The 19,908-nt window shown below is 60.9% G+C and carries 13 protein-coding genes; 5 read left to right on the top strand and 8 right to left on the bottom strand.

Translation table 11 applies throughout. From position 1 onward, the window contains the following. The first annotated feature begins 239 nt into the window (after nt 1-239). The gene (locus OP10G_RS12600; protein ID WP_025225528.1) at nt 240-1,589 is read left to right on the top strand and encodes a hypothetical protein; all 1,350 of its coding nucleotides are present in this window, start codon (nt 240-242) and stop codon (nt 1,587-1,589) included. 136 nt (nt 1,590-1,725) lie between these two features. Here the strand turns inward: OP10G_RS12600 and OP10G_RS12605 are convergent, their stop codons facing one another. The 4 genes from OP10G_RS12605 to OP10G_RS24590 all read right to left on the bottom strand — a co-directional run bounded on the left by OP10G_RS12605 (nt 1,726) and on the right by OP10G_RS24590 (nt 8,734). Next, nucleotides 1,726-2,757 carry an aldo/keto reductase gene (locus OP10G_RS12605; protein ID WP_025225527.1) on the bottom strand — a complete coding sequence of 344 codons (1,032 nt, stop codon included), beginning with the start codon at nt 2,755-2,757 and terminating at the stop codon, nt 1,726-1,728. Nucleotides 2,758-2,780: 23 nt separating this feature from the next. Then, nucleotides 2,781-2,966: a hypothetical protein gene (locus tag OP10G_RS12610; protein ID WP_025225526.1), complete on the bottom strand. Its 186-nt coding sequence runs from the start codon at nt 2,964-2,966 to the stop codon at nt 2,781-2,783. 583 nt (nt 2,967-3,549) lie between these two features. Beyond that, nucleotides 3,550-6,471 (bottom strand): PSD1 and planctomycete cytochrome C domain-containing protein, encoded by a 2,922-nt coding sequence (locus OP10G_RS12615; RefSeq protein WP_025225525.1) that lies wholly within the window; start codon nt 6,469-6,471, stop codon nt 3,550-3,552. A gap of 157 nt (nt 6,472-6,628) precedes the next feature. After that, on the bottom strand, nt 6,629-8,734 hold the full coding sequence (locus OP10G_RS24590) for a S8 family serine peptidase (RefSeq protein ID WP_084179200.1): 2,106 nt from the start codon (nt 8,732-8,734) through the stop codon (nt 6,629-6,631). Between the two features lie 231 nt (nt 8,735-8,965). On the opposite strand from OP10G_RS24590, the gene OP10G_RS12625 reads away from it, so the two are divergent. Then, the gene (locus tag OP10G_RS12625; RefSeq protein WP_025225523.1) at nt 8,966-10,288 is read left to right on the top strand and encodes a PQQ-dependent sugar dehydrogenase; all 1,323 of its coding nucleotides are present in this window, start codon (nt 8,966-8,968) and stop codon (nt 10,286-10,288) included. A gap of 187 nt (nt 10,289-10,475) precedes the next feature. Here the strand turns inward: OP10G_RS12625 and OP10G_RS12630 are convergent, their stop codons facing one another. Next, entirely contained in the window at nt 10,476-10,919 is a 444-nt protein-coding gene (locus tag OP10G_RS12630; RefSeq protein WP_025225522.1) for a VOC family protein, read from the bottom strand. 382 nt (nt 10,920-11,301) lie between these two features. Between OP10G_RS12630 and ada the strand changes: the two genes are divergently transcribed. From ada to OP10G_RS12645, 3 genes are read left to right on the top strand one after another with little or no spacing between them, the layout of a single operon-like run. Next, on the top strand, nt 11,302-12,375 hold the full coding sequence (gene ada, locus OP10G_RS12635) for a bifunctional DNA-binding transcriptional regulator/O6-methylguanine-DNA methyltransferase Ada (protein ID WP_038473060.1): 1,074 nt from the start codon (nt 11,302-11,304) through the stop codon (nt 12,373-12,375). Beyond that, nucleotides 12,372-13,070, top strand: a complete 699-nt coding sequence (locus OP10G_RS12640; RefSeq protein ID WP_025225520.1) for a 2OG-Fe(II) oxygenase — start codon at nt 12,372-12,374, stop codon at nt 13,068-13,070. The genes ada and OP10G_RS12640 overlap by 4 nt, the downstream gene beginning before the upstream one ends. An 18-nt stretch (nt 13,071-13,088) precedes the next feature. After that, the gene (locus tag OP10G_RS12645) at nt 13,089-14,456 is read left to right on the top strand and encodes an alpha-L-fucosidase (protein WP_227624922.1); all 1,368 of its coding nucleotides are present in this window, start codon (nt 13,089-13,091) and stop codon (nt 14,454-14,456) included. A gap of 71 nt (nt 14,457-14,527) precedes the next feature. On the opposite strand, the gene OP10G_RS12650 is transcribed toward OP10G_RS12645, so the two are convergent. From OP10G_RS12650 to OP10G_RS12660, 3 genes are all read right to left on the bottom strand, one after another. Beyond that, nucleotides 14,528-15,403, bottom strand: coding sequence for a hypothetical protein (locus OP10G_RS12650; protein ID WP_144241133.1), 876 nt, complete (start codon nt 15,401-15,403; stop codon nt 14,528-14,530). Nucleotides 15,404-15,582: 179 nt separating this feature from the next. Then, nucleotides 15,583-17,691: a glucuronyl esterase domain-containing protein gene (locus OP10G_RS24595; RefSeq protein WP_025225517.1), complete on the bottom strand. Its 2,109-nt coding sequence runs from the start codon at nt 17,689-17,691 to the stop codon at nt 15,583-15,585. Nucleotides 17,692-17,735: 44 nt separating this feature from the next. Next, a complete protein-coding gene (locus OP10G_RS12660) occupies nt 17,736-19,856 on the bottom strand; it encodes a glycoside hydrolase family 52 protein (protein ID WP_025225516.1) in 2,121 nt (706 codons plus the stop codon). Nucleotides 19,857-19,908: the final 52 nt, after the last annotated feature.

The raw sequence follows: 19,908 nt of genomic DNA on the forward strand, positions 1-19,908 counted from the left end.
CGGCTCGCCCGAGTAAAAAGCCTCCCGTCCACCCAAGGCCTTCCCCTGCATGCACTCGGTGAGACGGTAGAATTCATGTAGACGCACGTCAACATACGCAGGCGATCATTGCCGAGTAAATAGTATTTAAAACTTCAAACACGGATTACCCGTGTTAGTGATAAATAAGCTTCATTGATAACCCATATCATATATTCGACGTAGCGAGCCGACCCAAGTCGGCCGCCTCGAGGAGATCAATGAAGCTTGTCTCTCTACTTTTTGCCAGCCTTGTCCTGACCACCGGAGCCGTCGCTCAAACGACCGTCTCCAGCTCAGGGACGAACGACGCCCTTGGCGCTTCGATCGCCAAGATGAGCTCCTCGCTCATTCGAATCGCCTACCTGGACGGGAGTTCCAGCGATGGAACGGGGACCGCCATCCACATTCGCGACTACAACGCGAGCATGACTTACCAGGGTGAGACGACGATTACCGCCGTCTCCGGAGTTACCTCGCCACGGTTTAGCATTCCGAGGTTGAGCCGAGATGGTCGAGGGGTTGTGTGGTACTCGAGCATTAACGCGACGGGTACCAATACGACCACAGTTGCTTTTGCAGAACTGAAGTCGACGGCCTATTCAGGCACCGAGACGCAGCCAACGGTGTACCTAACCTATAACTACGGCGCGAACGGCGGCGATGGAGTGATTGATTCGACGATGGCTCTCGCTCGGTCGACGGCTATCAGCAGCACCGCCCGCCTTCGGCCCCCGGCCATTTCGAACAAGACGTTCGGCAGCAACACCTACTTCGTCATCGTTTGGCCCGACCTGCACGATGACAGCCAAGACCCAGGTTGCGGTGGCAGGCCGAACGCCACCGTGCTATTCCCTCTGATGCAGGCTATCGCCAACTCAAGTGGCTACAACTACATCCATCACGTGTCAAACAGCGACCAATATAGTTCGCCCGCGATCAACTCGACTGCCGACAAAATCGCGTACGTCAGCGGAAGTCAGGTGTACGAATCCGGATTTACCGCATCAGGCTCCGGAACGCCATCCATGAGCGGAACGACGTACGTGGTAAGTCACAACTACAGTAACTCGGGTGTGGGCGGCAATGGAACCAGCTCCGAACCGCAGATCGACGGTTCCGGTGACCACGTGGTCTTTACAACGACCTCAACCGACCTTAGAGCCAGCGACACCAACAACATGCAGGACGTGTATCTTTGGTCCTCTGGCACGTTGAGCCTTCCCTACTCCGACCCCGGAGAATATGCCTCATCGGCCGCCAGCAGTCCCAACATTTCTGCCGACGGAGGCTATGTGAGCTTCCTATGCACAAACCATAACCTCCTCTCCTCTACGGTCAACTACGGAATCAACATCGGTCCGCACGCTTATCGGTGGAAGGTCGCCGATAGCAGCCTAATCCTTTGCAGCCGGATCACGACCTTGGACGTGAACGGAAAAATACAGGCTCGTTCGGCGGCGGCTCCGGCCGTGTCCGACGACGGGTTCTTTGTCTTCGATTCGGTGGAAACCGACATTGCCTCCGGGGATCGTGCTAGTTACCGCGACGTGATCGAGCGCCACAGCTAGGACCTTTAGCGGCGGCTGGAACTTCCAGGTAGCCACCCCTGTCGAAGGTCCAAGCGAGCCTGGACAAGCCAGACCGCGTCACTCCAAACACTTGGCCTCCGTTGCCGGCATCGACGACGGAGGCTCTTTTTCGCCCCTACTTCACCGGCGACGGATTTCGGCTGAAGCCGTCTTGGTGCCAGTAAGGATAGGCCATCGGAGTGGCACTTGCTTCGTCGAGCTTCTTCACTTGGTCCCTGGTCAGATTCCAGCCGATCGCGCCGAGATTTTGGCGAAGCTGCTCTTCCGTGCGGGCGCCAACGATGACGGTGGCGACGGTCGGTCGCTGAAGCAGCCAGTTCAGCGCGATCTGCGCCACCGTTTTTCCCGTCTCCGCGGCGACCTCGTCGAGTGCATCGACCACTCGGTACAGATATTCCTCCGGTACCTGAGGGCCTCCTCCGGCGGTGACCGGATTGCGAAGCCGGCTGTTCTCCGGCAACGGCTGGTCCCGACGGATCTTGCCGGTAAGCCGTCCCCATCCAAGCGGACTCCAAACGACCGCGCCGACTCCCTGATCGAGCCCCAGCGGCATGAGTTCCCATTCATAATCTCGCCCGACGAGCGAGTAGTACGCCTGGTGCGCCACATAGCGTGAGAGGTTCAGCCGGTCGCTGGCGGCGAGCGACTTCATTAGATGCCAGCCGGAGAAGTTGGAGCAGCCGATGTATCGAATCTTGCCCGCGCGGACGAGGTCGTCGAGAGTGTTTAGGGTCTCCTCGACCGGAGTCACCGCATCGAAGGCGTGGAGCTGAAACAGGTCGATGTAGTCCGTGCCCAGCCGCCTCAGCGATCCTTCCACCGACTTGATGAGGTGAAAACGCGAAGACCCGACGTCGTTCGGGCCTGGCCCGAACGTGAAAGTCGCCTTGGTCGAAATCAAGACCTGATCGCGCCGCCCCTTGATCGCCTGCCCCAGAATCTCCTCCGCCAATCCACCCGAGTAAACGTCGGCCGAGTCGAACATATTCATCCCGGCTTCGAGGGCGATGTCGACCATGCGGGTGGCATCTTCCACATCGGAACTGCCAAACCCCTTGAAGAAATCCCCCTTGCCGCCAAACGTTCCAGTGCCGAAACTGAGAACCGGAACCTTAAAACCCGAACTCCCTAGCTGCCTATATTCCACCCGTAGAGGTTACTCTCCGGACTTTACTTTCCGTCCCCGACGAGGTGGCCGGGAGCAATGTGCGGAACCCGGTCGACCATATTCGCAAGCTCCCAGGCGACGACGGCAAACGGCTGTACTCCTGGTAGGTACTCCTCGAGCTTCATATGGTCAAGCATGTCGGTTTGGCTGTGGTGGGTGGAGGCAAAGTAGTCCGTAATGTCCTGCACGACGTCATACGCCTGCCATCCTCCTACCCCAAGGCTACTGCATCGAATCCTACGCTCAGGCGATTGTCCTTACCCACATCTTTGTCGGCCGAATCTCTTTTGGCAGGATCTAAATGGGCAAGCTTTTTTGGAGCAGGAAGAAGGTCCCGTCCGGTAGAACCCTCCCTCGCCAAGGCGGGGGAGGGCAGGGAGGGGGTGGACCATCACTGTCACAAGTCCATTGAATAGAAGCGCTTCTTCTGCCGCCACTCGTATATTCAGAGGACTTCGGACGTGTTGATTTCTCCCCCACCCTGCCCTGTTCAGTTCTCGGGCCCTCAGGTGCGAGGGAGCGGGTTCCTGTAAGCGAGACCTTTGCTCCCGAGTCCGATATGCGGCCATTGAGCCCAAACCTCTTGACACGGGTTTCTGAAGCGATAACCGTCTATTCAGACGGGGCAGTGCCGAGCAGAGGATGGGAGATCGATCCTCGAATCAAAGATTTGCGGTGGCGAAGCGCTCGCCGAAAGTTGCGGAGGAGTCATATGGGTTTCCTACCTTCTACATTGGCAGGTCAATAACTTCTGAGGAAGTCCGCGAATTCTTAGTCGACGAATAGGAACTCGTTCGTCATCATCAGCGCTTGGGCGTATAGAGTCAGTCGGCTGAGGCCGGCAGGCGGAGGTGGGCCGAAAGTTGTGGCGGCGTCCCACGTTTGGGCACCATCCGGGGTGCGAATGGCGGGCGCCCAAACGAAGGCGTCGTACCCGTCGTTCCCGACCGGGTCGACCACAAAATCCAAGTTTTCCCCCTTTGCCACCGTCACCGACGGCAGCATCGTGTCGGTCCGACTCTTGAACGCCTTCCATTCCCCCAACAGACCCGTGCGGCTGGAGACGATTCGCGCCCGAACGCCGTCGCCCTGGTTCTGCTGATGGACCAGCACGCCCTGAACCTGAAGTGTCATCGCGGCGGGCGCCGTCCAGCGGCGGATCGCCGCATGCGCGGCATCGTGCCCCGGGTGCCCGCCGTGAGCGTTCAATACTAAATAGCCCAGCGCTGGATCCGGGAACGCCGGACCCACCCGGTACCCACCATCCGCGAAGTGCGCGAGCGGCGTAAAGGAGGTCACCCTCCCTTTCCCCGCGTCGAACTCGCCGTACCCATACTGCCAAGCCACCGGCGGCGGGGACGGCTCTCCTCGCTTGAGGAACGCGAGAGCGGCCGCCGTCTCGTCGGCGTCCGGCAATCGGGCGAAAAGGATTTGATACAGGCGTCGGACCCGCTGGCCGTCATCCTTCGCATCCTTAATCTCAGGCCGCTCCGCGAGCGCCCGCGCCTGCTCCACGCTGAACGGAGAGTTCATGAAGAAGAGCGCCTGCTGGGGAACCGTAGTTTGGAACCGGCGTGCGCTGGTGATATCGGGAGAGGCGAAGTCGAACGTCCGGAAGATCCCCGGCAGATTCTGCCTTTCCACAAATCCATACACAGCGCGCCGCCGAGTAAACGGCGTCGACCATAGGTCGACCGACTTCCCGCCAACCTGGCTAAGGTCCAGGCGGCCGGCCGCCTCCGTGACCGTATCCCGCATCTGCTCCAAGTCGAGACGCCGCCGATTCATCCGGCTCCAGGTCCGATTCTCCGGATCGGCGTTATACGCCGCTTCCGAGATCGCGGAGGATTGCCGGTAGGTCGCCGACGTAACGATCAGCCTATGAAGCTTCTTAATCGACCAGCCGTTCTCCATGAACGTCGCGGCAAGATAGTCGAGCAGTTCCGGATGGGTCGGCTTCTCACCCTGATGCCCAAAATCGGACGGGGTGCGAACGATTCCCGCTCCGAAGTGTGACTGCCAAACCCGGTTCACGAAGACCCTCGCCGTCAGCGGGTTTTCGCGCGAGGCGATCGCCTTCGCCAGCTCCAGCCGCCCGCTCCCGTTGGTCCAATGCTCCCTCTCCACTCCCGGCTTAGAAAGGGCCAGCAGGAATCGACGCGGCGCCGGCCCCCCCGGATTCCCCGGGTTGCCCCGCTTGAAAATCACCCCATCGCCTGGCTTTGCCCCGTCCACCATCGCCATCGCAAACTCCGGCGTGGCCGGCGCCGCCGCTTTCAGCTCCGCCCGGTTCTTCTGCAGCCTCTGCAGCCGGTCCCGCTCATCGGGCTCGAATGCGGAACCTAGCTTATTAAGCGTATCCCCCTCGGGAATCACCCCTTCCCGGAACGACTGCAGCGCTTGCCGCACGTCCGCCTTGAGCGCCTTCTCGATTTCAGGCTGCCGCAGGCGCGTGACCTGCTTCGCCACGAGGTCGCGAATGCTCGCCTCCGTGGAAGTGAGCCGCTGATTGTAATCGATCCAAGGGTCGCGAATCGATTTCTCCGAGATCGGAGAGGCCGCCTCATCCGACGAGGCGAAGACCGCGTACAGCGAATAGTAGTCCTGCGTCGGGATCGGATCGAACTTGTGGTCGTGGCAACGGGCACATTCCACCGTGAATGCCTGAAGACCGCGCATCGTCACGTCGATCCGGTCGTCGATGATGTCCGGAGTGTTGTTGATGAACCGGCGTCCCAACGTAAGAAATCCGAGCGCCGCCAGCGGCCGTTTATCGTCCCCGTTTTGGACCTCCGGCAACCGGTCGGCCGCAAGTTGTTGGGTGACGAATTGGTCGTATGGCAGGTCGCTGTTGAACGCCCTGATCACCCACTCGCGATACGTATACGCGTTGTAGTAGTTGCGGTCTTCCTCGAAGACGTATCCCTTGGTGTCCGCGTAGCGAGCAACGTCGAGCCACTGCCGAGCCCACCGCTCGCCGTAGCGAGGCGAGGCAAGCAGCCGGTCGACCACTTTCCCGTACGCGTTCGGAGATTTATCCGCGAGGAATGCATTTACCTCCGCCGAGGAGGGGGGCAAGCCGATTAGGTCGTAACTGACGCGCCGGATAAGCGTCCGCCGGTCTGCGGCCGCCGCCGGTTTCTGATGCTTCGATTCGAGCTTGGCGAGGATAAACGCGTCGATCGGATTCGCCGCCCAAGCCGTGTTCTTCACCTTAGGGACCGGCGGCTTGACCACCGGTTTCAACGACCAAAGTGGCGCGTCTTGAGGACGAGTAGCGGTCGGCGCCTTTGGCCAAGGCGCGCCCATCTTTACCCACGCTTCAAGGTCGGCGATCTCGTCCGGCTTAAGGTGCTTCCCTTGGGGCGGCATCTTGAGCGAGCCGGTCTGCCGAATCGCCTTAATCAGCAGCGACTTATCCGGATCGCCTGGGACGATCGCCGGCCCGGAGTCTCCGCCTTTCTGCAGCCCGGCCAGCGAGTCGAGCCGCAATCCCGACATCTGGAGATCTTTTCCGTGGCAGGAAAAGCAGTTGACCGACAAGACTGGCCGAATCTTAATCTCGAAGAACTCGGCCTGCGCCGGCGTAGGTTCCGGAGAGGCCTGCCGCGTACCGGCCAGTCCAAACCCCAAGACGCCGAACGATGCCGTCAGAACCCAAGCGGGATGAAAAGTGGGGAAGAAAGACTTCATCGGGGGGCCAAGTCATCGTAACACAACGCCCGATCCCGCACGCAAAAACCGCGACGTGGCACGGGCGGCTCGCCCCTGTAAATATAAAGAAGTTCCGCCGAGGTCGCAAGGAGCTCCCGCCAACCTCGGCCTTGCCATGAAACGTAGGCCCGTCGGCTTACCAGGCCACTGGAACCGTCTTCGTTGTCGTCGTTCCGTTACCGTTCGTGTAGACCGCGGTGATGTAGTAGGTCCTACCCAGCGGAATGTTCCCCATCAACTTCGCCCCGCCGTCGTACTGCTGCACCTCCGTCGGAGCCACAACGTCGCTTCCTCCCGAAGTCGAGCCGATCTGGATCGTGACCTTATCGATGCCGGTCTCGGTGTCGTAACCGCAGTAGAACACCCCCATCGCCGTCGGCGAATGGGCCCCGCCCGAGTTTGCCATCAGCATCTTAATCACCGGTGGAGTGCTGTCCCCGGTGAACGTACCGGCCCAGAAGTCGACCCCGGGGGTATCCGAACCCGCCACGACGCTGATGTTCCTCGTCTTAAGGGCCCCGAAAGGCTGGGCGGACATTGCGGCAAGACCGGGCGGCAACGAATCGAACCGGTAGGAGCCGTCCGGCAAGGTCGTCGTCAGGAACGTATGTGTTCCGATCTTAGCCTTCACTCCCACGTTGGCCAGCGCTGTTCCGTTGTAGTAAACGATCCCCTGGATACTGCCGGCCTTGGCGTTGCGGCTGTTGGTGTTGTTGAGAAGCGCCTCTAGGTCGATTTCGCCATATCCGAACGTTGGCTCCCAACCTCCCTTCGGACCGCCGATTCCGCCATACCCTTGAGCGGTAAATTCCAACGCGCGATACACCCTGACGTTGTGCCAACTACCGCTTTGCTTCAGGCCGTTCTTTCCGTAATAGAGCGCCGCGGCGCCCGAGACGTGCGGACACGCCATGGACGTACCCGTCAGGTAGGCATAGTCGAGGTTGTACGGAGGGAACAGTGCGCCCGACTGCGACATAGCGTAAAGCGCGCCGGGGGTCCTCATGGCGGTCGACCATACGTATTGAATCGTGTATGCGCTCAGATCCGGAGCATAGGTGATGTTCCCGCCCGGAGCCGCGACGTCGATGTAAGAGCCGGTGCCTCCGTAAGCGCTCGCGAAAGTTCCGCCCGGCCCCGCCGCCGCCACGGCGCAGGCGCCACTGCAAGCCGCCGGGTAGATCGGCCCCATCGGGCCCCCGCCGTTTCCATTTTCGTTTCCGGCCGCGAACACCGCCGTCCCTTTTTGAAAAGCGTAGGTCACCGCGTCTTGGAAGAGCTGCGAAAAGTTGGTGGTGCCGAGGCTGAGATTGATGATGTCGGCCCCTTTATCGGCCGCGTAATAGATCGCTCCCGCCGCATCCGTGTCGGACGCATTCCCCTGATCGTCAAAAACTCGAAGGATCATGCCGCGGGCGTTGATGCCGACGCCGGGCACCCCGTTGTCGACCGATGCGCTAAAAGGACCGTTGTTGGCCGCCGCGAGGCAGATGCCCGCCACGTGGGTTCCGTGCCCATTCAGGTCCTCGGTCGAATGCCCGGGAACCGGGTCTCCGAAGTCGAAGTAGGCGCTAAGGTTCTTTTGGAATTGCCCGCCGACGCCGACGTCGGTGCCGGTTCCACCCGGCAAGATGAAATCCGGATGGTTCATGTCGCACCCGGTATCGATGATGGCGACGAGAGGGCGGTAGGCTGGCTTAAGCGTTGCCGTAGGGTAGTACCCAGGATAGATGCTCCAACCCGCCACCGCGCTGATGTCGTCCATGTTCCACATCCGCCGGAACGAAGGATCGCTCTCGTTAAGGTCTAGGATCAGGTTCGGGTCTTTCTCCACGTAGTCGAAGTCCGGGTCGTTCGGGCTGCCGAGAACGAGCGGGTAGACCCGGTTGACCGGTTCGGCGGTGACGACCTCTGGCCGTTTCCGGAGCTCGGCCGCGACCTCGCGTGGATCCAAGTCGCTCTGAATCTTCCAAAGCGTCCACCCCGAAGGGCCGATCCGGCGGACAAACGTCTCTCCCGCCATGCTTCGAGAGAGCCGGGAAGTAGCGGCCGCCTTCTCGATCGAGGCGGCTTTCGCCTGGGAGTATTTCACCAGGACTTGGCCCGGCACGATCTCGTCCATTCTCTTCGGAATGGATAAATGCACCCTTTCAAGTCCGGCTTTAATGTCGTTCGTATCTTTGGCGGTACTGGCCGCCCCGGCCAAAACTAGACAGGCAAGTGAGACGGAAATTGGTTTCATGGCAATCCATATCCGGCATCGAAAAAATCAAAAAAAGAAGTGACCCCACTATACGACGGGTTGCCAAAGGACCTACCTGGCACTAGGTCTTTAGCGCCAGTTGGGAACTTCATGAGGAATTTCCCTCCGGTCCCCGGGGACTTTGCGGGGACGGCCCGTTCCCGCTGCGGCATCGTAGGCTTTGGATCTCGTAGTTCTTATAGTCGCGCTAGCGGCGCTTTGAACTCTCTAATGAAGAACCCCACTGCACGTTCCAAGATAAATAGCCCGGCCCTGGCTGCCGCTCTAATCGCCGCCTCCGGCGTCTTCGGGCTTGCGGCGATAAAGGTCCAAAGCCGAACCCTCACCGGACAGGCGGCCCTTGGCGACTGGACCACCGACGCCCCCGGTGTGCGACGTAAGATCACCGTCGCCGACCTCCCGAGGCCCTATGCCACCCGATCTGTAGACAACGGTCCGTTCATGATCCGCCGCCCCCAAGGCGCTTGGCCGAAGGCGCCGGCCGGTTTTACGGTCGAACTCTACGCCGGCGGGCTGAGCAATCCGCGCGAGATCGTCACCGCGCCGAATGGCGACCTTTTCATCTCGGAGAGCGATCCGGGACGCATTCGCATCCTTCGTGGCCGCACCCCAGCGGGCAAGCCGAAGACTAACGAACTCTTCGCATCCGGACTCAGCCAACCGTTTGGCATCGCCTTCTATCCACCTGGCCCCAATCCCAAGTGGGTCTATGTCGCCAACACCGATTCGGTCGTCCGCTTCCCCTATAAGAACGGCGATCTCAAGGCCACTGGCAGGCCCCAATTGATCGCCAACGTCCCGAGCGGGGGAAGGCTTCGGGGAGGCGGACACTGGACCCGTGACATCCGATTTAGCGCCAACGGAAACAAGATGTACGTCTCCGTCGGCTCCGCGACCAACGACTTCGAAGGCTCACGCGGAAGGGAAGAGCGGCGCGCCGACATCCTAGAGTTCGATCCCGACGGTAAGAACGAGCGGATCTACGCCTACGGAATCCGAAACGCCGTCGGCCTCGCCATCCACCCAACGACCGGCCAGCTTTGGTGCTCGGTCAACGAGCGCGACGTCCTTGGCGACCACCTGGTCCCGGACTACATCACGAGGGTCAAAGAGGGAGGGTTCTACGGATGGCCATGGTTCTACATCGGCCCGCATCAGGATCCCCGCCATCCCGGCGAGCACCCGGAGCTCAAGAACAAGGTCATCGTCCCCGACGTCCTCGTCCAGTCTCACATGGCATCGCTGTGTATGACCTTCTACACCGGCTCCACCTTTCCCGCCGAATACCGAAACGACGGTTTCGCCGCCCAGCACGGCTCTTGGAACCGCTTGAGAAGAACCGGCTACAAAGTGATCCGAGTCCCCCTCAAAAACGGCGCGCCCACTGGTGAGTACGAAGACTTCCTAACCGGCTTCGTCACCCCCGAAGGCCACGTCTGGGGCCGCCCCGTAGGCGTAACCACCGCGCCCGACGGCGCCCTAATGGTCACCGACGACGGCTCCAACTCCGTCTGGCGCATCCAGCACAAATAAATTCCGGAGCCCCCTCTCCCTCCTTCGGGTGCATTGTGCCGAAGGAGGGAGAGGGGGTTGGGGATGAGGGAGTCCTTTCCCCTACGGCGAAGCAGTGTAGCCGGCACCTACGTGTGCCGCCTGTTACGGCGAAGCCGTGTAGCCGGCACCTACGTGTGCCGCCTGCTGTACGGAATGTACAGCAGACTTACCCAAGCAAAACGCCGTTAACGATCCAGCCGACCCCATATTTGTCGGTCGCCATCCCAAACTTCTCCGCCCAGAAGGTCGGTCCGAACGGCATGAAGACCTGCCCGCCCTCCGCCAGTCGATTGAAAACGGATTCCGCCTCCTCGACCGTGTCGAAGTTGAGCGTAAGATTCACTCCCTTGATCCCTTCGTACGGCACGTGCGGGGGGCAGTCACCCGCGTAGAGCAAAGCTCCGCCCGGCAGCTCGATCTGCGCGTTCATGACTTTGTCGTCGAACTCCGCGCATTTCATCGCCGAATCCGGGATTTCAGACCCCTTCATCATGACCCGGATCGTCCCGCCGAGAACGTCGGCGTAAAACTGGACCGCTTCCTCGCAGTTGCCGTTGAACGAGAGGTAAGGGATCGGTTGGAGAACGCTGGTTTTGGTGATTGTCGACATGGTTGTTTTCCTTGAACTTTAGCGGGCTTGCATCGAAGCCCTTCACCCCATGGTCGAACGGGCCTCCACCAAATCGACAAATTCCCCCCAAAAAAACCCACGCTTCCCGAAAGAGCCAACCTCCCAATCCAGCACCACCCGGTGAGCCAGCCTAAACGCCCCGGGGGCGAGCGACCCCGATCCATCAACGCTAACACAACCTGAACACAATGCCCCACCCGCTTCTGGGGCTATGCATGAAAGCGAACTCCTGGCAGAGAGGCTTCCATCGCATTCGGCTTAGGCCGCTCGACCAGAATCACAACTTTTCCGATTCGAAAGCAAGGACCGGAGTGTTTGCTTTCCCGTCGGTCGCGATACTCCTTATCGTAAGGAGATCAAGATGATAAAAGAGAGACAAGGCAAGATGCGAGCCGATCAGGACCCTCGATGGCGAGCGATCGTCGAGCGCGACCCGGCGTTTGACGGCAAGTTCTACTACTCGGTCAAATCGACCGGCGTGTACTGCCATCCCTCATGCGCCGCCCGACTTGCCCGTCCAGAAAACGTCGCGTTTCACGATTCGATCCAAGACGCGGAGCGGGCCGGATTCCGTCCTTGCAAGCGGTGCAAGCCGGATCAGGGCTTGCTCCGAGAACGTCAAGCCGCCGTGGTCGAGGCCGCTTGCCGAAACATTGAAGCCGCCGACGAACCCCCGTCGCTGGAAACGCTTGCCGAGGCCGTCGGCATGAGTCCCTACTACTTCCACCGCGTGTTCAAAACCATCACCGGCGTGACGCCAAAAGCCTACGCCGACGCCCACCGAACACAACGGGTTCAACGCGAATTGGCCGCCGGATCGAGGTCGGTGACTGAAACGATCTATGAGGCCGGTTTCAATTCGAGCAGCCGGTTCTACGAAACCACCAAGGAGATGTTGGGAATGAAGCCGAAAGAATACAAACAGGGCGGCCTGAACGCGCAGATCCACTTCGCCGTCGGCCAGAGCTCCCTCGGCTCGATTCTAGTGGCGCGTAGCGAGAAGGGAGTCTGCGCCATCCTGCTAGGCGACGATCCCGAGGCGCTCGTACGAGATCTTCAAGACCGCTTCCCGAAGGCGCAACTGCTGGGTGGAGATCGTGGATTCGAAGAGGTGGTGGCCAAGGTCGTCGGCTTTGTCGAGGATCCGTCGAGGGGGCTCGATCTGCCGCTCGACGTGCGCGGGACCGCATTCCAGCAGCGGGTGTGGGAAGCGCTTCGCGGAATCCCGGTAGGGAAGACCGCCAGCTACGCCGAGATCGCAAGAAAGCTCGGCGAGCCAGGCGCGGTGCGAGCCGTCGCCGGAGCCTGCGCGGCGAACGCCCTCGCCGTCGCCATCCCGTGCCATCGCGTGGTCAAGAGCGACGGCGCCCTCTCCGGCTACCGGTGGGGAGTCGATCGAAAGCGCGAGCTCCTGCGCCGTGAGGCGGTCTCGTGAGCCGGGTCGCCGCCTTCGATTGGACCTCCCTCGAAGAGGAGCTAAACGGCTTCGGCTACGCGGTCCTACCGAGTCTCCTTTCGGAGAGCGAGTGTCGCGAGGTCGCCGCGATGTACCCGGACGACCCCCGGTTCCGCAGCCACGTGGTGATGGCGCGGCACGGCTACGGCCGCGGCGAATACAAGTACTTCGCCTACCCGCTCCCTGACCCGATCGCTGAGCTTAGGCCGGAGTTGTATGCCCGCCTCGCCCCGATTGCCAACCGGTGGAACGACCGGATGCGCCTCGACGCCCGGTACCCATTGGAGCATCGCGAGTTCATCGGCCAATGCAACGCGGCGGGCCAAACCCGCCCAACCCCGCTCTTGCTCCAATACGGTCCGGACGACTTCAACTGCCTTCACCAGGACCTCTACGGCGATCTCGCCTTTCCCCTCCAGGTCGCCGTCCTCCTCTCCGAGCCTGGCGACGAGTTCACGGGCGGCGAGTTCGTCCTAACCGAACAGCGCCCCCGAATGCAGTCCCGCGCCGAAGTGGTGCCGCTACGCCGAGGTGACGCCGTAGCTTTCGCCGTCCATCACCGCCCGTTGGATGGCTCCAAAGGAACCTATCGCGTCAACCTCCGTCACGGCGTAAGCCGAATTCGCGCTGGCCATCGCTACACCCTCGGCATCATCTTTCACGATGCGAAGTAGAGGCAACATAATCCCATCGTGCCATTACTCCCTTGCCTTTGCCTCGGCTCCATGTTGGTCATGCACCCCGCCCCGGTTGTTTCGAACGCTCCCGCCCCATTTGGACCCGTGCCGTCGGCGAAGCAGCTCGAGTGGTACAAGCGCGAGATCGTCGCGTTCTTCCACTTCGGCATCAATACCTTCGGCGACGAGGTGAATGAGGGGGATGGAAAGGCAAGCCCCGCGATCTTCAACCCGACCGGCCTTGACTGCGGCCAGTGGATGAAGACCTTAAAGAGGGCCGGAATCCCGTGCGGAATTCTTGTTGCGAAACACGCCGATGGCTTTTGCAACTGGCCAACCGCCTACTCGCAGTATTCCGTCAAAAACTCCCCCTGGAAAAAAGGCAAGGGTGATGTCGTCCGGGAATTCACGAATGCGTGCAAAGTTGCCGGCATCAAAGCGGGCATCTATCTCGGGCCGCACGACCGGCACGAACCGACCTACGGTCCGATCTGGGAAATCTGGTGGGATGGCGCGGGAGCCGACTTCCTGACGACCGACTTCTACACTCGGTGGGCCGCGATCATCCACAAGGCTCAGCCCCAATGCGTGTTCTTTGGGACGAAGAACTCCTATCCGTTCGCGGACTGCCGCTGGGTCGGAAATGAATCCGGCCGATCCGGCGATCCGTGTTGGTCTACGATCGCTCCGACCTCCATCCGCGACGAGTCCGCCCATATCGAAGAGCTCAATCACGGTCAGCTCGATGGCTCGGCCTATGTGCCCGCCGAGGTGGACGTTTCCATCCGTCCCAGTTGGTTCTATCACGCGTCGGAAGATCACCGGGTCAAGAGCGTCAAAGAGTTGATCGACATCTACTGCGAATCGGTCGGCCGCAACAGCGTGCTTCTACTCAACTTCCCGCCCGACCGAACGGGGCTCGTACCGGCGACCGACGCCAAGAATGCGGCCGGTCTCCACAATTGGATTCGCCGGACGTTTGCGCATAACCTCCTTCGAGGGGCGAAGATAACCTCCCAGCACCCGCGAGGAAGCGAATTTTCCGCTTCGAACCTGGTCGACGGCCGCGAGGAGACTTACTATGCCTCGGCGGACGGCTCCAACTCGGACACGATCGAATTTCACCTTCCCAAACCGAAGACTTTCGACTGCCTCATGATTCAGGAAGTCATCCAGCTCGGCCACCGTACCACGTCGTGGTCTGTAGAGTATTCCAACGATGGTTCGACCTGGATTCCGGTTCCGAACGCTACCGATAAGCAGACCATCGGGCATAAATGGATCATCCGGTTCTCGCCGCTAACCGCATCCCATCTCCGCCTGAAACTCTCCGGCCGCGCTCCCGCGGCGATCCACACTTTTGGCATTTACAAACAGCCGTAGTATTGGCATCGACGGGCGATGCCAATACTAGTCATGCTTCTAAATAGCCCGGAGGAACGAACTTGTCGGCCTCAGGGGTGTTGCACCGGATCGCCGATGAACGGAATGATCACCGAAACGTGGTTGACCCCATCCGAATAGGTGCCGCGGAATCGCCCCACGATCTGCCCGCGATTGTTCACGCTATAGACGATTGTATCGTTGCTATACCATAGCAGCGGCATCGGCCCGCTCGGTCCCGGCATGGTTTGGGGCGCCGACGAAGCGTAGTCGATTAGAGTGGTGCTGCCGGACGGATTTCTTACGAACCCTATCGTGTGCGGGAAGGCGCTTTGATTGGCGCTCCCGACGATTACTCCCCGATCGTTGATGGTGATCGGAGTCGGGTTGATGCAGTTCGCGATAACGAGCGGCGACACCACCCCGTTGCGCTCGATGAATCCGTAGTATTGCGAGAAATCGTCGGGTGCGTAATACGTCCCGACCAAAGTGCCGGACGAGTTCACGCCGTTGAGCGACCCGTAGGTTCCGGGCAGAACATGCGGGGTGAACTGTCCGTTCTTCCAGGTGAACCCGTAGAAGTCGCCGCTCGAGGGGAAGACGGTCCCGACTACCACGCCGGAGTTGCTGATGTTCGAAGGGAACGGAAGATCGCCGGCAGGGTTTTGAATCAACGTCTGGACGCCCGAACTGCTTTGCACGAACCCCCCGTTGTCGCCGTATCCAACCAGCGTCCCAGAATTGTTGATTCCAAAGAACTGGTCGTTTGGCTGGCCGGCGATCTGGGCAGTGACTCCATCCTCAAAAAGATAAGCCAATTGAGGACCACTATCCGGATAGGTTTGAATGACGATTTTTCCCTGACTGTTGATCGAGAACGGATTAGGATTGGCGGAATAAGGAATGCCGTCGTTGATCTCGTGGAGCTGGTAAGACTGTGCTGACACGGCCTGAAAGGCAGCACAGCTAAGCAGGGTAGCAATGGCAATGCGAATATTCATTATGATCTCCTGGAGCCCAAAACGGCTCCAAATCATTGATGTGACGCAAATGCCATCGAAGTTCGTTCAGGAAAAATTGGCATTCTTAGGCAACCTTTATTTGGGAAAAAGCGCCTGGCCCGGTCTTAGCCGCCTACACGACGCGGCGGACCGCCGGGCGGCGGAGCTTGGCTCGGATCGCCGGTGGGCGGAGGAGCGTGGTCCGTCATGGCGGGCGGCCCCAAAATCTCGGTGAAGATCGGCTTGAGCCCATCCGCCCACACCTGGTACCCCTTGGGCGAAGGGTGCAGATTGTCGATCGTAATACCTTCGAACAACTTGCCGGCACTGTCCGCCAAACCGGCGTTCACGTTCAGGAACCGGACCCGCTTTCCATCCGCCATTTTCGCGAGCCGAGCGTTCACCGCACTGATCGTTGGCAGGTACGACATGTTGTCGTTGCGAGGGAAAATGCCCGTCAGGACGATTGTTGCCATCGGCGCCTTTTCTCGGCAGGTCTTGACGATCGCCTCGATCCCTCGCACGATTTCATCCACGCTCTGACCCGCTCCCACGTTATTGGTCCCGGCCAACAGCACGATGACCTTCGGGTTCACGCCGTCGAGTTCGCCGTTCTTCAGCCGCCACAGAATATTCTGGGTCCCGTCGGCCCCCCATCCGAAGTTGGCCGCGTTCCAACCGTAGAAGTTAGCCGTCCAGTTCTCCAGCATCGGCTTCCACGCCGCGTCGCTCGTGCCCCATCGGCGGGTGATGGAATCCCCCTCGAAGTACACATCGATGCCTCCCTTGGCCGCCTTCTGGAGCAACTGAAAGTGGGCGATGAGCGAGTTGTCGTCAGTCCGGGAGGCCGGTACGTCGGCTGGCGTGCCGAGCGGCTTGCGGTTTGTGGGAAGAGGCGGCGCCGGGATGTACCGGGCGACCCAGTCGAAGAAAGCGGGCCAGTTGGGCGTTACTTCGTGTCCCCCATCGTGCTGCCTCCAAGCCAGCTCTCCTCCGATCAGGGAGTTCACCGGCGGCATCGGGTCGGTCAGGTAGTCGCCCGGCGTTCCGAAATCCTTTTTGCCGAGTAACCGATAGGCTGGTCCCGCGAGCACGCCTGCCATGAACGAGCCGTGCGCGTCCACCCACTTCGCGTCCCCCTTCTCGACCAATCCGTAACTGACGAAGCACGGCCGGGGCGCGCAAAGCGCGATGAGCTCATGCGAGTCGACCGGCAGGTCCGCGGCGGTCTTGGGTGGATCGGACGCGCCGTACTTGATGAAGTTGCCCGCCATCCAATAGAACTCGCCCCCCGCCAGGTTCTCGACCGCCTCGCCAAAGATATGCCGGTGCAGCTTGGCCCCACCCTCGCCCGACGATCCGATGAACCCCACCGCCACGCGCGGATCGAACGCCTCCGCCACCAACGCCGCCTTGCCGTACCTTGAAACCCCTTCGATGCCTACCTTCCTCGCGTCGACCATGGCCCCCTTCTCCCGCTCGAAGTAGTCGATAAGGCGGCTCAGCCCCCAACCCCAAGCTCGCAGGGCGCCCCAGTCGTCTGGCTTCCGGGGCTTCCCTTTGTTGCACAGCCCGATGACCCCCATTTCCAGATGGTTGTTGTCCGGCTGAATGGAATTCGGGCTGATCGTCCCGTATCCCCATCCCCGCTCGATCGCCTGCTGGGTCCAAGGTTTGGCGCTGCTGGGCCGCCGGAATCCTCCCCCAAAGCCGAACTCCATCATCATCGGTACCGGCGTCGCCGTCCGCGCGGGCACCGTGTAGCTCGCTTGGATATCCACCTTGACCTTCGGATAACTCCGGTTGTCGACATGGCCGATCAGCGTTTTCGTCAGCGTGGGGATGCCGCCGCTCATCCCAGGGGTTACCCCGGTGACTTCCCAAGTCACCCTCGGTGCGTTCTTCGGCACCCGTCCGTAAACTTCCCGCTCGAAGAGCGTGACGATCTCCTTTCGCCGCCTCGGCCACTGTGACGCCTTCTCCACCTTCGTTCCGTTCTCCATCCGGAGAAGGTCCGGCATGGTCTCCTTGTACGGATTAGCCGTGGCCTCGTTGAAGGTCGACTGGTCGTTCGGATTGGGACCGGGGCGAATCGCCCTGACCCCAAGCTGCTTCATCATCTCCGCGTGGTCGTCGAATGGCGGCGGCGGCCCAGCCGGCCCGAACTGGATCGTGATGGATCCTCCCGCAAGCGTCGTCAAGGCGAGGATCAAATTGACTCTTCGGTTAGGCATCTTTTCCTTCTCTTCATTGAGTCGGCTAGGCAATTCTTAAGCGATCAAACCACTGCCCCAACTCCTACGAGCAGTTCGCGGACCTGGTCGAGCGGCCGATCTCCCTCGGCGATCCAGAGCACGCTGGTGACCCCCCGCGGATAGTAGCGGCTCCCGACCGCTCTTCCGGCGAGCATCTGGTCGCTCCAGGCATAGTAGGCGTTCTCCTCGCTTCGCAGCCAACCGGCGTGGGCTCCGTCGGCCTCCGTATCGGGAGCGTGGCCAAAGACACGCTCGGCGACGAACTGGCAAAGGTAGATCTTGCTCAGCCACGAGTTTCGGCTCATCGAAGAGAGCTTCCATCCGCCATCCGCGAACTTGCAGATCCCGGGTCGGAGCACCGCCTCCAAATGCCGGCCGAGCGTCTTCTTCAATTCGGGATCGATCGGCAGGCCGAGCACGAACGGATAGACGAGCGCCTCGATCGCCGGAATCGTCCGAGCCTCGATCCCCTCCCCGATCACTGCCGGCAAAAGGCCGTCCGCATCCGCCGCTGCGGCAATCGTACGGACCGCTCGGTCCGCCTGGACGCGCGCATCGTCCGCCGCCTCGGGCTCGTCGAGGCGGCGAAGAACGTTTTCGAGCAATACGTAAGTGGCCCAGCCTTTGACCGCCAGATACAAGCTATTGCGCGCCTGCCCCAGCGATGCGTCCAGGCTGTCGTACGTCGTGATCTCCTTCCCACCCTCGCATCGCGCGCCGTCGAGGCCGATGACGCCATTTCGCGCCGCCGGGTCTGGATCGTCGCGGTTAATAAGGGAGGTCAGAGCCGCGAGGAAAGTCGCTCGCTGCGAGACCGCCCAGGCGAAATCGTGGGTGTAGGCGTCGTAGAGGCCCGCCGTAAGCACCCAGTTCATCAGCTCCTCGGCGCTCATGTACGAGAAGCACCCGTTAAGCCGAGACTGCTCGTAACCCGAATATCCGGGACGGGAAAAGGCGTTCGCCACCCCCATGTCGTGTGTGAAGGCGAGCCCCCCCGGATGCGATTCGTCCGAACCCGGGAAGCGGACCTCGTCGATGTAGGAGTACCGCTCCACGAACAGGTCCAGCACGTTCCGCACCGTCCACGGATTGAGCGCCAGCTCGAAGAACGCCTGGTCGACCGTTAAGTCGAACGTGTTCATCATTCGGTACTCGCCCTCGTTGACCACCCACAAAGGCCGGCCGTCCTCCCGCTCCAGTAACTGCGTCGAGCCGAAGTACGACCGGATCGCCTGTGCCGCCATCCAAGCTCGGTCCGGCGAAAGCCGTCGTCGGAGACGGGCATCGAACCCTTCCGACTCCCGGCAGACGGTGTCGAAGCGGGCAAGCGCATGGCGTAGCACCTCCTCGATCGAGTCGAAGAAGCGGCGATACAGGTATCGGGTCTTTAGCCCGGTGGTCGCCGTTCCTTCCCGGAAAAAGCCGATCGCGAAACGGAAAGTCCGGATTTCGCCTGGCTGGACAGTTCCCACCAGCAAGCCGAGGTTCCCAACTAGAAACGCGAGGTTCTCCGCGCAATCAGGTTGAAGGATCTTCTCAGCCTGAAACGCGATTCCCGCGTACACGCCCGGATCGTCGGTGGCGATCGCCGTGGTCGTGTGTTGCGCAACTCCCACGAGTCCCTCCTCGTCGATCAACCGCATTCCAACGGTCCGGTCCGAGCCCTGATAACCGAAAAACGCTCGCCGGGCCTTACCGCCGCGGCGATTATCGACGGTGATCTCGGCGAGGATAGCCGGTGTCACCGCGTCTCGTAAGGCGTCCACCTCGCATACGTCCGGGTCGGGGACCGGTCGCAACGGTGAAATGAGCCGAAATGTGAGATCCCGCGCGCGCCACTCATCGATCCCCGCGCCCATCGTACGCTCGATCTCCTCACCCCGGAACTGGTCGATCGCCGGCGAACGAGAGAATTCCGCCAGACCCTCCACGTCGAAATCCTCGGCCCGACCTTCACTGCTTTGGAAGAACGGCAGGGCTCGATAGCGGCCCCCCTCGCTGTCCTCCACTCCCACGTAGATCCCCTCGTTGGCTGGACCTGGGAGCTCTAGACCCAAACCGCCGGTCTGCCCCTTCTGGCCGATCGTCAAAGTGGCAAACGCTCCGATAGGAGAGTGGTGGCTGTTGTAGAACGGGGAGCTCATAGAAGGAAAGTCTGAAGCAAGGCCCGCTAACTCACGGGCTCACGGCGATTAA

This window comes from Fimbriimonas ginsengisoli Gsoil 348 (assembly GCF_000724625.1).
GTDB lineage: Bacteria > Armatimonadota > Fimbriimonadia > Fimbriimonadales > Fimbriimonadaceae > Fimbriimonas > Fimbriimonas ginsengisoli.